The organism is Brasilonema sp. UFV-L1 (assembly GCF_012912105.1).
Classification (GTDB): Bacteria; Cyanobacteriota; Cyanobacteriia; order Cyanobacteriales; family Nostocaceae; genus Brasilonema.
On record NZ_QMEA01000090.1, the window covers coordinates 13350 to 27767 of the forward strand.

The window sequence follows — 14418 nt, forward strand, 5'->3', positions numbered from 1 at the left end:
AAAATTGGGCAGGCTTTTTTGGGAGATCGTGTCGCCCCCTAATTTATTCGTGGGGTACGAAGCCTGCCCAATTTTTTGCGGCAAATTCGACACGTAGAAAGTTCCTGACCCAAGCTGTCTTGGCACTGCTGACTGCGTTTTTCTGCACAGTACTTTCACCATTGGTGACAGCCGTTATTGCTGTTAATTATACTACTCATATTCAACCAAGTCAGACGGCTCAAAGCGAAAACTCTGTGCAACAGGGTAAAGCACTGTATGATGCTGGAAGATTTTCTGAAGCAGTTAAAGTTTTGCAACAAGCAGCAACTGCCTTTAAAGCTAGTGGTGATAAACTTAACCAAGCGATGACTTTGAGTAATCTTTCCCTGGTGTATCAGCAACTGGGACAGTGGACTCAAGCTGAAAGTGCAATTACCCAAAGTCTAAATCTCTTAAAAAATGATGACAACTCAAAACAGCGTTTTGCAATTTTCGCCCAAGCTCTAGATGTACAAGGGCGGTTACAATTGGCAAGAGGACAAACTACTGCTGCACTTTCCACATGGCAAGAAGCCGCAAAGATTTACAAGCAAATAGGTGATGAAGCGACATTAACCCGTAACCGCATTAATACAGCTCAAGCAATGCAAGCTTTAGGACTTTACCGTCAGGCGAGCAAGACTTTAACTTCGGTTCAGCAATCTCTCATAAAGCTTCCAGACTCTCCACTGAAAGCGACAGGATTGCGTAGTCTCGGCAATATCCTGCGAGTCGTCGGTGATTTAAATAAATCTAGAGAAGTCTTAGAGCAAAGTTTAGCAGTGGCGCAGCGCGTGCAATCATCAACAGCGATTGGTGAGACTTTGCTTAGTCTAGGTAACACGGCTCTAGCTCAGGGGAACACTCAACTCACTCTGGGAAATACAACTCAAGCTGAGAAACAAACTCAAGCTGCATTAAAATACTACCAACAAACTGCCCTTGTCGCACAACCCACCACGCGCATCCAAGCACAACTCAATCAACTTAGTTTACTTCTGGAAAATCAGCAATTTTCTGCGGCTTTGGCTTTGGCGTCGCAAATTCAACCTCAAATGAGCAAGTTGCCCGCCAGCCGAACGACAGTATATGCCCAGATTAACTATGCTCAAAGCATAACACAATTAAGACAGAAAACGAATACAGATAATCCTTCATGGCTGGATATTGCTCAGATGTTGTCCGGTGCTGTTGGGCAGGCACGAAACTTAAAAGACCTGCGAGCAGAATCTTATGCACTTGGGACTCTTGGCGGGTTGTACGAAAAAACAGGGCAATTGTCTGAGGCACAAAACCTGACCAAGCAAGCCCTATTTATAGCTCAAACTCTTGAACCTGAGGACATTGCTTATCAGTGGCAATGGCAGTTGGGACGTTTACTCAAAGCCAAGGGAGATATAAAAGCAGCGACTGCAGCATACGATTCAGCATTCAAAACCCTTGAGTCTCTGCGTGGGGATTTAGTCGCCATGAATCCGGAAATTCAGTTTTCTTTCCGGGAAAGTGTGGAACCTGTCTATCGGGGGTTGGTGGATTTGCAGTTGCAAAGCCAGGGTAACTCTGAAACTACGCAATACAATCTTACGCAAGCCCGGAATGTGATTGAATCACTTCAGCAGGCGGAACTGAACAACTTCTTCCGCTCACCCTGCGTGGAACCTAGGGTAACAATTGACACTGCGCTTGGGCAGGACAAAAAAGCAGCTATCATATATCCTATTATTTTACCAGACCGCATTGAAGTTATTCTGACGTTACCTGGGCAAAAAGAACTTCGTAAATATACAACGGCTATACGTCAGGAGAAAGTAGAAAGCACTGTTGCTTCGCTGCGAAAAGACTTACTGCAAGTCGAACAAACTTTTCAGGTTCAGCAGCAGTCTCAGGAAATTTATGATTGGTTAATTCGACCAATGGAAGCAGAATTTACTAAGAATGAAATTAAAACTTTAGTGTTTGTACTGGATAGTGAATTGCAGAATATTCCGATGGGGGTTCTTTACGATAAACAGCAGCAGAAATATCTGATAGAAAAATATGCTTTAGCTCTCACGCCTGGTTTGCAACTTTTTGATCCGAAACCATTGCAAAAGGTACCGTTAAATGCTTTAACTGCTGGAGTGGGCGAAAAACGCTTTGGGTTTCCTGCATTGCAAAATGTGCCACGGGAATTAGAAGAAATCAAGTCTGAGGTACCCAGGAGTGAAGAACTGTTGAATCAGAAGTTTACTGAAAACAACTTGCAAAAGGAATTACAATCAGTTCCTTTCTCGGTAGTTCATTTAGCGACTCATGGTGAGTTCAGTTCCGATCCAGAAAAAACGTTTATTCTCGCTTGGGATAAACTACTTAAGGTAAAGGAATTTGATAGTTTACTGCGAGTGAGTGAATCTAGTAGGTCTAGTAACATTGAATTACTTGTTCTGAGTGCTTGTAAAACGGCGTTAGGAGACAAACGTGCAGCGTTGGGATTAGCGGGAGTTGCTGTGCGGGCGGGCGCACGCAGTACTTTGGCTTCTTTATGGTCTGTAGATGACCAGTCTACCGCAGATTTGATGAGCGAGTTTTACCGACAGTTGAAGAATGGGGCGAGTAAAGCTGAAGCACTCCAGCGTGCTCAACTTGCGGTTTTTAAAAAGGAGAATAGTCCTTATTACTGGGCACCTTATGTGCTGTTGGGGAATTGGTTATGATAGAACAATTTGTAATTGAAGGAATTAAAATAATATTCATTACTTAATTTTTTTCCAATCAATCAAATTGAATGACTCGATTTATTTATGACCAATTTTCCAAAGACTATCTTGAAGAATTGCTAAAACCTTATGGGGAAGTACAAGCACCCAAGCGCGTGGCGGGAGAAGTAAGAGAAATTGATGTCTTTTTTGCTCCTTCATCACAACAGAATTCTAATTTAGAAACACTGGGATTGTTGGGGAGATTTGCGGCTACACCTGCTATCTTTGAACCGTTTCGCAATGCTGCATCCAAAGACGAAATTTGTGATTGTCTTCTGAAACTATTAGAAGTCAGGGGTGAATTACAACGAGAAGCCAATAGAAACAAAACATCCATTGCAGAATCAGCCATCCCAAAATTATGGATTCTCACACCCACAGCATCCACAACATTGTTATCTGGATTTGGCGCAACACAACGAGTAGATTGGGTGTCTGGAGTACACTTTCTGGCAGAGTATTTGCGAACAGCCATAGTTGCCATTCACCAGTTACCAAGAACTCCAGAAACACTGTGGTTGAGAGTTCTTGGTCGAGGGACGGTACAAAACCAGGCAATTGATGAATTCGTTGCGCTACAAGCATTTCACCCATTCCGGAAAGCAGCGTTAGAATTGTTGTACAACTTGCAGAAAAACCTATTAGTAGCTCAAAATCCAGAAGAAGATGATAGGGAATTAGTTATGAGATTAGCACCACTTTATCAGCAAGACAGAGAACAAGCAATACAGGAAGGAGAACAACGTCTAATCATACGTCAACTAAATCGCCGTTTTGGTGAGATTGATTCATCATTAATTGAGCGAGTTCGAGAATTATCCATTGAGCAATTGGAGGCGTTAGGAGAGGCGTTGTTAGATTTTTCAGCCTTAACTGATTTAGAAGTTTGGTTAACGCGACAAGAAGGATAAAAGAACCCATAATATCAAGGATTTGATTTCGCTCTTCAGCAGCCAGTGGGTGTTTGCCAAGAACTGCGAGGTGTGGTGTTGTGTGCATCAGCTGTGAAAACGACTTCGCCTTTGGCGTTGAACACCCACCCAGTCGCTTCAACTATCGGTTCTGGCGCGGGATTTGTGAGTGTGGAAACAGATGGACTCTTGCTGTTATCAATATTTGGGTTGAGACTCACCCAATCTACTTGAACAGCGTCAGGTGTGAGAATATCTTTGGGGTTAGGTGGTAAGCCGCCGCGCCCGGTGTAAATGAAACTGCTTTTCGCGTAGTTGGGAGAGTTGCAACCTTGGGCAACTTCGGTGTCAACTGGTACTGTTGGTAAGTTAACCAAACCGCTATCTGGGTCGATTTCGGGTGTATTGAGTTCTATAGTACCATCTATACCAAATTCTGAACTGGCAGTGATGTCACTTAGGGAAGTCTCATTCTCGCGGGGTTGAATGCCATAGATGCCAAAGGCATTAATGTCTACTCTTCCGCCAATGCCAGTGTAAGCATTGGCGGTTATGTCGCTATTTTCATTGGGGACGGCGACGATGAAGCCCGACGGGGTGTTGATTGTGATGTTGCCACCGTCTCCACCCTTCTGGTCAGTGCCTGCGGTGGTGGAAATTTTACTGCCACGACGCAACAGCAATAAGTTCGCAACGTTCAACTTGAGGTTGCCACCATTGCCAGAGCGAGTCTGTGCTGTAATCTCACCGTTGTCAAGTCGCACAGAATTGGCAGTGATACCAAGGTCACCCGCCACACCTTCTCCAAGACTGCTGACTGTAATTAGTGCTCCATCAGAAATAAGCAACTGCTGTGTAGTAATAGTCAAGTTTCCTGCTTTTCCTGTCCCTTGAGTACCAGCAACCAAACCAGTGGAAAACTGACCACCGGTGGAGGTACCAATCAGTAGCACTTTGTCTGCTATGACCGTCAAATTCCCGCCCTTGCCACCACCAAATGTGGCAGCACTGACCTGTCCATTTTGAATTAGCAACTCACCAGTGTTAATCGTCAGGTCTCCCGCCGCCCCTGTTGTGCCTCGGTCAGCTTGAGTAACCAAACTGCTGCCATACTGACCATCGGAGCGACCAATCACTTGCACGCTGTCAGCTTTGACAGTCAAAATTCCCCCCTTGCCCGCACCAGAAGTGCCAGCACTAATTTGTGCCTCATCCCGAACCAACAACTCACGGGTATTAATCCTCAGATCTCCCGCATCCCCAGTTGAGCCTCGGTCAGCTTGAGTAAACAAGCCGCTGGCAACCCGACCATCGGCCGAGCGACCAATAGCTTGCACACTGTCAGCTTTGACAGTCAAATTTCCCCCGTTGCCCGCACCAAATGTACCAGTACCCACCTGTGCCTCACTCTCAACTTGTAACGTGCTAGCACTGATATTGACATCGCCTCCCTGTCCATTTGCTTTTGGTCGCACCTGATTAGCAATGGAACTCCCATTGTCAAGATTAATTGCTCCAGTTGCATTAACTTCAATATTTCCCGCCTTACTATTATTAGAACCCAGTCCTATGCCTGCTAACAGGTGACTCTCGGATGTCATCGCTAAATTCCGGGCATTAACCGCAATACTACCACCATTGCCAGCGATAACTTGTACTCTCGCGCCATTGCTAAGGAAAACATCGCTTCTTTCTACACTATCGGGAAAACTCAAGTTCAGATTATTACCATCCCCATTCAACCCAACTGTTCCCGCACTTCGTAACCCACCTAACTCGACTCGCCCACCAAAAGCAAACAATCCTCCACCATCTATATTGATATCACCACCTACCAACAGCAAACTCTTGCTATCTGGTACGCGCAAACCCCTTGCTGTAAACGCAGAAGATGGATTTAAGCCAGAGTCCGCTATTGAGTTATTTTGGATAGATGCGGCACGAATTTGGTTAAATAGAAACGCAGAAGGATTGATTGTCAACAATTCAGGTGTATTCGGATTCGTTGCACTGAAAAAACCTTGATTGCCAAAAGCTAGAGCATTGGCTGTAGTCGCCACAAATGAACCATTAATATCCAACCGCGCATTTTGACCAAATATAATCCCGTTTGGATTTATCAGAAACAAGTTTGCAGTGCCATTTGCTTTGATTAACCCATTAATGTTAGATATTGAGCTACCCGTTACTCTGCTGATGATATTTTGAATATCCACTGCATTATTAAAGAAAGCAGTGTCACCAGCACGAACAGAGAACTCCTTAAAGCTATGAAACAAGTTAGCACCAGCTTGTGTTCCTCCAGTAATAGTGCTAGTGTTACCCTCTGTTTGGACGTTGGAATTATTAGGCAAAGTGCCGTCTGGAGTGATTTGGGCAAGAGCACAATTTGCAGACAAAGCGTACGCACCACCTAGCGTAATTCCTAACAAAGCGCCCCAACGAATACTCCCAAAGCCGGACATTGCATCTCCTCAAGCGTTTCAGTTCCCGCACAACGATTATGCTGCACCAGTATAAAGTAAACCACATTTAGTGGTGCTCAAAGTAACATCTGCCTTCTTCTCGGTTTCTGAGGTACGAGTTTTATGCAAAACCCGTCATTTCTTTACAAAACTTCATTCAATGAAAATCTAAGTACGACACTCAGCTGACTTGTTCCAAGAACTACGAGGCGTGGTACTCGGTGCATCAGCTGTGAAAACGACTTCACCTTTGGCGTTGAACACCCACCCAGTTGCTTCAACTATCGGTTCTGGCGCGGGATTTGTTGGTGTGGAAACAGATGGATTCTTGCTGTTATCAATATTTGGGTTGAGACTCACCCAATCGACTTGAATGGCGTCAGGTGTGAGAATATCTTTGGGGTTAGGTGGTAAACCGCCGCGCCCAGTGATGATGAAACTGCTTTGCGCGTACTTGGGAGAGTTGCAACCTTGGGCGAGTTGGGTGTCAACTGGTACTGATGGTAAGTTGATTAAACCACTATCTAGATCGATTTCGGGTGTGTTGATTTCTATAGTACCATCCACGCCAAATTCTGAACTGGCAGTAATGTCACTTAGGGAAGTCCGATTTTCGCGGGGTTGAATGCCATAGATACCAAAGGCATTAATGTCTACTCTGCCGCCAGAACCTGTGTAAGCATTTGCGGTGATATCGCTATTTTCCTTTGGGACGGCAACAATGAAGCCATTGGGAGCATTGATGGTTATATTGCCACCGTTTCCACCAGCCCCTTCAGTGCCTGCGGTGGTGGATATTTGACTATCGCGACGCAGTAGCAGTAAGTTAGCAACATCTAGTGTGAGATTACCACCATTGCCAGAGGCAGTAGTTGCATCAATCAGACTGTTATTATCCAGTTTAATGGTATCTGCCACAATCTCCAAAGCACCAGCATTTCCACTACCAGTACTTTCAACTTCCAATTTCCCATCATTGTTAAGAACTAGGGTTTTTACTCGCACATAGAGGTTTCCTGCATTGCCACTACCTGTAGTTTTCGTACCAATTTCACTAACGTTACTGATTTCCAAAGATTCAGCACTGACAGTAATTTGTCCAGCGTCACCCATGCCCGAAGTGTTGCTATCCATACCTGCATCGTTCTGGAACACCAAAGTTCCTGCGACATTAAGATTGATTTCTCCAGCTTGACCTGTATTCTGTGTAGCACTACTGAACCCGGAACTGTTTGAAATCAGCAAAGAATTTGCCGTAATGCTGATTTTTCCAGCGTTACCCGTGCCCGAAGTACTGCTATTCATACCTGCAGAGTTCCGGAACACTACAGGTCCTGCGACATTAAGATTGATTTCTCCGGCTTGACCTGCGTTCTCCGTGCTGCTAGTGAAGCCTGAATTGTCTGAAATCAACACAGAATTTGCCGTAATGCTGATTTTTCCAGCGTTACCTGTGCCCGAAGTCTTGCTATTCATACCTGCAGAGTTCCGGAACACCACAGGTCCTGCGATATTAAGATTGATTTCTCCGGCTTGACCTGTGCTACCCTGCTCCGTAGCAATATTCAACACCGAACCATCTTCAATGAGTAAAGAATTCGCCGTAATGCTGATTTTTCCAGCGTTACCTGTACCCGAAGTCTTGCTATTCATACTTGCGCGATTTCGTACCACCAAAGGTCCTGCGATATTAACGCTAATTTCTCCAGCTTGACCTGTACTACCTTGCTTCGTAGCACTAGTAAACGCCGAGGCATCTTCAATCAATAAAGAATTTGCTGTAATATGGATTTTTCCACCATTACCTGTGCTGTTGGCGTCAACGCTTAAGCCAGAAGAATTGCGGATGACAAAGTCGCCTACTGCAATGTTGATTTCTCCGGCGTCACCTTTACCATCAGAAGAAGTACCAAAACCAGCATTATCAATCACTAGAGAATTAGCTTTAACTGTTATCCGACCGGCATTACCTGCATTAAAGGTACGGCTGCCTAGCCCACTATAATTTTTTCTGACTTCAATAGAATCTGCTTTGAGGGTAATTTCTCCAGCTTTTCCCAATCCGTATGTGTGTGTACCCGCGCCACCGGAATTCTCAAGCAGGATAGATTTGTTGGCAACAAGCTTAACTTGTCCGGCATTTCCCGAACTGAAGGTGCTACTGTTGATGTCAGACGAAATCACAGATATCTCGTCCCCAACAATGCTGATTTGTTGTCCATTTCTCTCACCAAGCGTATCAGCCAGTAGAATCGACTCTCCAGCTAGACTGATATTTTTACCAGCAACTGCTATCGAACCACCGCCAACTCCTGTAGTATCCAAGAATGCTCTTCCAAAAAACTGGATATCTCCAAAATTGAGGGTGTTAGAGTAATCCAGCTTCCAACCTTCTTGTATCGGGACGAGACTCACAACTCGATTGCTTGCAACACTACCGATTTCAACACGTCCTGCTGGTGACTTGAGAACACCACCTTCAATAGACACTTTACCTCCCACTAGTGCTAAAGTCTTTCCAGACTCAAGCTCCAATCCTGGAACGCTACTGTTAACAGGATCACGAGGTTGTTGTTTGATATCCTGAATATTAATATCATGTCCAGGTCCTTGTACCTTAATTTCTCCTGGATTTGTGCCCATACCCAGTCCAATCGGTGCGGTGATCGTCAACAGAGGTAAATCTTGTGATGGAGTGGCACTGAATTTAGTACCATCAGCAAAATGTATACTGCTGGCAGTACTACCAATAAATGAACCTCCAATATTTAATCTGGCATTCTGACCAAAAATAATCCCGTTCGGATTAATCAAAAACAGGTTTGCTGTCCCGTTAGCTTTAATTAACCCATTAATATTAGAAACTGACCCGCCCGTTACCCGACTGATGATATTCTGAATATCAACAGCATTGTTAAACAAAGCCGTGCCGCCAGTTTGAACAGAAAACTCCTTAAAGCTGTGAAACAAGTTGCTTCCCGCTTGAGTTCCTCCAGTAATCACGCTGGTGTAACCTTCTGTTTGGACGTTGGAATTATTAGGTAGAGTGCCATCTGGAGTGATTTGGGCGTGAACACAATTTGCAAAGAAAGTGTACGCACCACCTATGGCAATACCTAACAACCAACCCCAACGAGTAATCATTCCGGACATTGCATTCCCTCAAGCGTTTGGTGTTGCACAACTCAGGTTATGCTGCACTAGTACAAAGTAAACCACATTTAGTAGTACTCAAGTAACCTCTACCTTCTTCTCGGTTTCTGAGGTACGAGTTTTATGCAAAACCCGTCATTTCTTTACAAAACTTCATTCAATGAAAATCTAAGTACGACACTCAGCTGACTTGTTCCAAGAACTACGAGGTGTGGTGGGTGCATCCGCTGTGAAAACGACTTCACCTTTGGCGTTGAACCTCCACCCAGTCGCTTCAACTATCGGTTCTGGCGTGGGGTTTGTTGGTGTGGAAACAGATGGATTCTTGCTGTTATCAATATTTGGGTTGAGAGTTACCCAATCTACTTGAACAGCGTCAGGTGTGAGAATATCTTTGGGGTTAGGTGGTAAGCCGCCGCGCCCGGTGTAAATGAAACTGCTTTTCGCGTAGTTGGGAGAGTTGCAACCTTGGGCAACTTCGGTGTCAACTGGTACTGTTGGTAAGTTAACCAAACCGCTATCTGGGTCGATTTCGGGTGTATTGAGTTCTATAGTACCATCTATACCAAATTCTGAACTGGCAGTGATGTCACTTAGGGAAGTCTCATTCTCGCGGGGTTGAATGCCATAGATGCCAAAGGCATTAATGTCTACTCTTCCGCCAGAACCTGTGTAAGCATTTGCGGTGATGTCGCTATTTTCCTTTGGGATGGCAACAATGAAGCCATTGGGAGCATTGATGATGATGTTACCACCGTTTCCACCAGCCCCTTCAGTGCCTGCAGTGGTCGATATTTCACTACCGCGACGCAGTAGCAGTAAGTTACGAACATTTAGTGTGAGATTACCACCATTGCCAGAGTCAGTCTTTGCATCAATTAAACTCTGATTATCCAGCTTAATGGTATCTGCCACAATCTCCAAAGTACCAGCATTGCCAGTACCGGTACTTTCAAGCCGGAGTCTTCCATCATTGTCAAGAAACAGGGTTTTTACTCGCACATACAGCTTTCCTGCATTGCCACCGCCTGTGGTTTTCGCTCCAATTCCACTATTGTTACTGATTTCTAAAGATTCGGCATTGACAGTAATTTGTCCAGCATTACCCTGATCTGCCTGTTCATAAGTATTGCTATCTATACCTGCAGAGTTCTGAAACACCACAGATCCTGCAACATTTATAGTAATTTCTCCAGCTTGACCTGTGCTACCTTCCTTCGTAGCACTACTGAACCCCGAATTGTCTGAAATCAGCAAAGAATTTGCTGTAATGTTGATTTTTCCAGCGTTACCTGTGCCCGCAGTACTAGTATCTATACCTGCGGAGTTCTGGAACACCACAGATCCTGCAACATTAAGATTGATTTCTCCAGCTTGACCTGTGCTACCTTTCTTCGCAGCACTCTCAAACCCCGCCTTGTTGTCTGAAATCAGCAAAGAATTTGCTGTAACGTTGATTTTTCCAGCGTTACCTGTGCCCTCTGAAGAACTCGTGAAGTTTGAATTGTCTTCCATCCGCAGAGAATTTGCCGTAACGTTGATTTTTCCAGCATTACCTGCACCTTTGGTTTCAACTGTCAAGCCAACAGAATTGCGGAATACAAAGTCACCTACTGCAATGTTCATTTCTCCGGCGTTGCCTTTACTGTTTTCATTAGAAGCAGCACCAAAACCAGCAGAATTTTCAATTAGTAGAGAATTAGCTTTAACTTCTATCCGCCCGGCATCCCCTGCACTATAGGTACTGCTGCCTAGCCCACTCTTATTTCTGACTTCAATAGAATCCGCTTTGACAGTAATTTCTCCAGCTTTTCCCAATCCGTATGTGTTTGCACCTGCACCACCGTTATCCTGAAGCAGGATAGATTTGTTAGCAACAAGCTTAACTTGTCCAGCATTCCCTGAACCAAAGGTGGCAGTGTTGATTTCGGAGTTAATAACAGATATCTCGTCCCCAACAATACTGATTTCTTGCCCATTTCTGTCACCATGCGTCTCACTCAGTAGAAGCGCCTCTCCAGCCAGACTGATATTTTTACCAGCAACTGCAATCGAACCACCGCCAACTCCTGTGGTATCCAAGAATGCTTTATCAGAAAACTGGATGTCTCCAAAATTGGGGGTGCCAGAATAATCTAGCTTCCAACCTTCTTGTACCGGGACGAGACTCACAGTTCCATTGCTTGCAACACTACCGATTTCAACACGTCCTGATGATGACTTGAGAATACCACCCTCAAGTGACACTTTACCTCCGACTAGTGCTAAGGTTTTCCCTTCCACCCCCAATCCTAGAACACTACTGTTAACTTGGGAACGAGGTTGTTTTTTGATAGCCTCAAAATCAATGTCATGCCCAGGTCCAGTTACCTTAATTTCCCCTGGATTTGTACCCAAACCGAGTCCAAGAGGTGCGGTTATCGTCAATAGAGGTAAATCTTGTGATGGAGTCGCACTGAATTTAGTACCATCGGCAAAATTTATACTGCTGGCAGTACTACCAATAAACGAACCTCCAATATTTAAACTGGCATTGGGACCAAAAATAATTCCATTGGGATTAATCAGAAACAGATTCGCTGTGCCGTTAGCTTTAATTAACCCATTAATATTAGAAACTGAGCCACCTGTTACCCGACTGATGATATTCTGAATATCCACAGCATTATTAAACAAAGCCGTGCCGCCAGTTTGAACGGAGAATTCCTTGAAGCTGTGGAATAAGTTGCTTCCGGCTTGGGTTCCTCCAGTGATAATGCTGGTATTACCTTCTTGTGTGATGCTGGAGTTATTAGGTAGAGTGCCATCGGGAGTGATTTGAGCATTAGCACAATTTGCATCCAAAACGTATGCACTAGCGATCGCAATCCCTAACAAAGTGCTCCAACGAATACTCCCAAAGCTGGACATTGCACCCCCTCCCCCGAAAGCGTTTGGCGTTGCATAACAATGGTTATATGGTTATGCGGCACTACTACAAAGTAAACCACATTTAGTGGTACTCAAAGTAGCCTCTGCCTTCTTCTCGGTTTCAGACGCACGAGTTTTATATGCAAAACCCGCCATTTCTTTACAAAATTTCATTAATTAAAATCTAAGTACGACATCCAGCTGACTTATTCCAAGAACTGCGAGGCGTGGTGGTAGGTGCCGAAGCAGTGAAAACGACTTCGCCTTTGGCGTTGAACACCCACCCAGTTGCTTCAACTATGGGTTCTGGCGTGGGGTTTGTTGGATTTGTAGAAACAGATGAACTCTTGCCCTTGTCAATGTTTGGGTTGAGAGTTACCCAATCTACTTGCACAGCGTCAGGTGTGAGAATGTCTTTGGGGTTGGGGGGTAAGCCGCCGCGCCCGGTGATGATGAAACTGCTTTGCGCGTAGTTGGGGGAGTTGCAGCCAGAGGCGAGTTGGGTGTCAACTGGTAGTGTTGGTAAGTTGATTAAGCCACGGCTGAGGTCTACATCGGGTGTGTTAACTTCCACAGTGCCACTAAAAGAAGGGTTTGTTTGCGAAATGGCAGTGATGTCGTTCGTTTGTAATTTACTGGGGTCTAAATCATCAGGACGCAATCTCTCAATTTCTTGCCGACTGAGTGGTGCGATTCCATAAATATCAGTCGCGTTAATGGTGACTCTGCCACCACTGCCCTCAAATGCATTAGCGGTGATGTCACTGTTTTCATTAGGGACGGCGACGATGAAGCCATTGGGAGCATTGATGGTGATGTTACCGCCGTTTCCACCAGCCCGTTGTGTGCCTGCAGTAGCAGTTATGCTGCTGTTTTTACGGAGTAGTAAAATGTCTCTGACCCTGAGAGTGATATCTCCACCTTCACCCAGTGTGGTCTCAGTTGTAATCGTTCCCTGCTTGTCAAGATGGATAGAGCCAGCGTTGACTTCAATTTTGCCAGCATTAGCAACTTGGTTGCCTCGAACGCGAGCAAACAAGCCACTGTTGCTACCGTCATTATCAACTGTCGCCTCACCAAATTGTTCACGTCGAGCAGCGAAGGTAGGGTCACTACCAGACATACTCACCCTGTCAGTCGCATTGATTGTGATGTTACCTGCATTCCCACTGCTGAAGGCACTAGTGAGAAGTTGTCCGCCACCAGTAAGCTCAAGAGTGTTGGTGTTAACAGTGATATCGCCTCCATTACTAGCGCTCCTAGTTCTGGCGTTTAAAATTCCTCCATCTAATACCTGTAATCTATTAGTAGTGATATTGATCTCACCGCCTCGACCATTACCTGGTTTCTGACTGCTAGTAATCAACCCACTTGAGAATCCTTCTTCTGGGTTAACTCCAGAAATAATGATGTCAGAAGCTTTGATTTGAATATTGCCCGCCATTCCTTGCCCAGTCGTTGTGGATGATATAACACCACCCTTGGTTAAGGATAAATCTCTAGTCTTGATATCGATAATGCCCGCATTGCCTGGTCCAGCAGTCTGACTGGAAATTAGGCTCTTATCAACAGAGATACTATTTCCAGCATCAATCATTACCTTACCAGCAGTCCCTTCTCTATAGGTAATGCTATCTAGTGCAGCGTTATCAGTTAAGGAGATTGTTCCTGCTTGGATGTTGATGTCACTACCATTCCCAGTGCCTGTTGCTCTTGCTTCGGTGGAGATGGTACTATCGTTGACTAATACAGCACCATTCGCCTGCACAAATATCCCTGTAGTCTCCCCCTGTCCAAAGCTGTTAGCATTGAGAGTAGAGCCATTTATTAGATTCAGCGATCCAGCCTTGATATGGATACCGCCAGTATTGCCCGCCGCTGTACTGTTTACACTACTGGAGAGTAAACTTTCATCTAGAATATCGACAGAACTATTAGCCTGCACAAATATCCCTGTGGTGTTTCCTTTTCCATAGGTGTCAGCACTGAGGGTAGAGTCATTTATTATATTGACAGACCCAGCCTTGATATAGATGCCGCCAGTATTGCCGACGGGTTGAGAAACTAAACTACCCAGATCGTTGGAAATCTGGCTATTTGCAATTGTTATCTTTTCTTTGGCATTTAGTACGATATCTCCCCCCTGAGTACCAACTGACTGTATTCCAGCTGTTAGGAAACTTCTTTGCAAATGTGAACTACCTACACTCCCCTTGCGGG

General features: G+C 44.9%; 6 protein-coding genes. 2 read left to right on the forward strand and 4 right to left on the reverse strand.

Annotated features, from left to right (window positions below; all coding sequences use genetic code 11):
* Positions 1-119: 119 nt before the first annotated feature.
* Together DP117_RS22990 and DP117_RS22995 are read left to right on the forward strand one after the other, a co-directional pair.
* On the forward strand, positions 120-2714 hold the full coding sequence (locus DP117_RS22990; protein WP_248277780.1) for a CHAT domain-containing protein: 2595 nt from the start codon (positions 120-122) through the stop codon (positions 2712-2714).
* Positions 2715-2785: 71 nt separating this feature from the next.
* On the forward strand, positions 2786-3670 hold the full coding sequence (locus DP117_RS22995; RefSeq protein ID WP_169220562.1) for a DUF4351 domain-containing protein: 885 nt from the start codon (positions 2786-2788) through the stop codon (positions 3668-3670).
* Between the two features lie 35 nt (positions 3671-3705).
* Here DP117_RS22995 and DP117_RS23000 read toward each other — a convergent pair whose 3' ends face one another.
* The 4 genes from DP117_RS23000 to DP117_RS23015 all read right to left on the reverse strand — a co-directional run.
* Positions 3706-6135 carry a filamentous hemagglutinin N-terminal domain-containing protein gene (locus DP117_RS23000; protein WP_169220563.1) on the reverse strand — a complete coding sequence of 810 codons (2430 nt, stop codon included), beginning with the start codon at positions 6133-6135 and terminating at the stop codon, positions 3706-3708.
* A gap of 168 nt (positions 6136-6303) precedes the next feature.
* Positions 6304-9288, reverse strand: a complete 2985-nt coding sequence (locus tag DP117_RS23005; RefSeq protein ID WP_169220564.1) for a filamentous hemagglutinin N-terminal domain-containing protein — start codon at positions 9286-9288, stop codon at positions 6304-6306.
* A 168-nt stretch (positions 9289-9456) separates the two neighbouring features.
* Positions 9457-12198 (reverse strand): filamentous hemagglutinin N-terminal domain-containing protein, encoded by a 2742-nt coding sequence (locus DP117_RS23010; protein WP_169220565.1) that lies wholly within the window; start codon positions 12196-12198, stop codon positions 9457-9459.
* Between the two features lie 184 nt (positions 12199-12382).
* Positions 12383-14418: S-layer family protein (locus DP117_RS23015; RefSeq protein ID WP_211176295.1), on the reverse strand; the 2036-nt coding region annotated here is incomplete at its 5' end.